Below are 2,207 nucleotides of genomic sequence, written 5' to 3'. Positions count from 1 at the left end.
GCCCTCCATTCGCCACCTTCATAGCTAGCTCCTCCTCCTAAATACATCGCTAGCGTCTGATGCAAGGAATAAAGCTGATTGCCCGTAATCGCCTCTGTCGAACCTTCAGAAATATCGCCATCTAAAACTGACTTCAGTTTGCTCTTACTTCTTTTATCTCCCTTCCCATGAAGCGCTACAAACGCACTGTCTTCATCACTCCACAACAACGCATTCTGCTCAATATTGTCTGAAATCTCATTATGAAGCTTTGTAAATGAATTGCTTACACCAGCAAACGCTTCCGCAATATTAGGGTAGCTATGCTCTTCTGGACTACCATCATCATTAAATGTCGTAACTTTGAATGTAGGCGCTACCCATTGACCATCTTCATAGTGAGCTCCACCACCAAAATAAGTCGCCAGCGTCTGATTCAAGGAATAAAGCTGAGAACCATTCACTGCTTCCGTCGAGCCTTCAGAAAGTGTTCCAGCTTTCACGCCAGAGAGACTACGTGCATCACCATTCATGTTTGAAATTGTGATTGCACTACCCTCTTTTTCACCACCTATCTTGATTACCTTCGTAGCATCATCCTGCTTAACAAGACTATCTCCTACAACTTTATTAATCTCATTCTGAAGCTCTTTATGAATATTCATGAATGAATCACCAACACCAGCAAAGGCAGACGCAACATCATCATAGCTCTGCTCTTCAACGGCACTGCCATCTTCTTTGACGATCTTAACTTTGAAGCTTGGAGTACTCCATTGACCTTCTTTATATTCAGCGCCACCACCTAAATAAGTTGCAACAGTCTTATTCGTCTCAAAAAGCTGAGAACCATTGACCGCTTCACTTGAGCTTGCAGAAACCTCTCCATTGGAAAGAAACTTAATTTTACTGTTGCCTTTCTCATCACCCTCTCCATGTGTTGCTACAAACGCCTTTTCAGAATCACTCCACAACAACGCATTCTGCTTAATATTTTCAGTAACCTCCGTGTTGTTTTGAGTAAACTCTTTTTGAAGATTCTCAAAAGATGTTCCTACACCAGCAAATGCTTCCGATACAGTATCATACTTCTTCTCTTCAACTTTAGTACCATCCTCATTAACGATCTTAACTTTGAAACTTGGAGCCGTCCAAGCGCCACCTGCATAACTAGCATCACCACCTAAAGACTGCGCAACACTGTTACCTAGAGCATATAGCTGATTTCCTGCTACAGCATCGCTTGAGCTAGCAGTAATATCACCATTTGCAAGTGATGTGATTTTGCTGTGTGTCTTCTCACCATCTTTTTCTCCATGCAAGGCGACAAAAGCACCTTCAGCCTTGCTCCATGATAAAGAATCTTGTGCAACTCCTTCTGAAACTTCCTTAATACGAGCGTTGATAGTGCTCATGCTGTCATTAATGTCATTAAAAGCACCTGCAACATTATTACTGCTCTTCTTATCACCTTTCGTACCATCATTGCTGAAAGTCTGAATTTGGAAATCCGGATCTTGCCATTCGCCTTTCTCATTATAACCAGCACCACCACCAAAATAGCCAGCAAACTGTTTTTGCAGATCATAAATCTGTCCACCCGTAATCGCATCACTCGAGCCTGATACTATAGAGCCAGCTGCAAGTGATGTAAGCTTGCTGTTCTCTTTATTGTCCCCATGCGTCGCTACAAACGCATCTGCGTCCTTATTCCACAACAGCGCATCGCCTTGAACTTCCTGAGTAATATTCGTAATGTTTTCAGTAAGTTCATTAAACTTATTCGTTAGGTTGTTATTCACATTCTTGAAATTCGTATCAATACCTTCAATGGCTAAACCAACATCACCATAGGATTTTTCTACTACCTCGCCTTTTGCATCAACACTGGATAATTTATAGGCTGGACCCGTGAAAGTACCATCTTTAAAGCTTGTACCTCCACCTAAGTATTTCGCAATATCCTGAGAAACCTTAGAAATCTGACCGCCATTAACCGCATCATGCGAATTCTCACTAATCTGACCTTCGGCAACATTATGCAAACCAACAGATGCAGAACCCTTACCTTTACCCAAAGTCACACTCGCATAATTAGTGCTGCTATTATCATCACCTTGTTTATCATAGTGAACAACAGCCGATTCATCAGACTGAAGGCTGGTAGAAAGATCCTTCAAACCTTTATCAAGCTGACCTTTGTTAACAGCTTCATTATCCTTTGTTGC

At 41.8% G+C, this 2,207-nt stretch carries 1 pseudogene; it reads right to left on the bottom strand.

The features are described 5' to 3' along the window. Nucleotides 1–2,207: pseudogene (locus tag ACFIMP_RS09515) on the bottom strand (hypothetical protein); the annotation flags it as partial.

The sequence above is a fragment of the Bartonella sp. AP65SXKL genome (genome assembly GCF_042195725.1).
Lineage (GTDB): Bacteria > Pseudomonadota > Alphaproteobacteria > Rhizobiales > Rhizobiaceae > Bartonella.
This window is presented reverse-complemented; position numbering and strand designations above follow the sequence as displayed.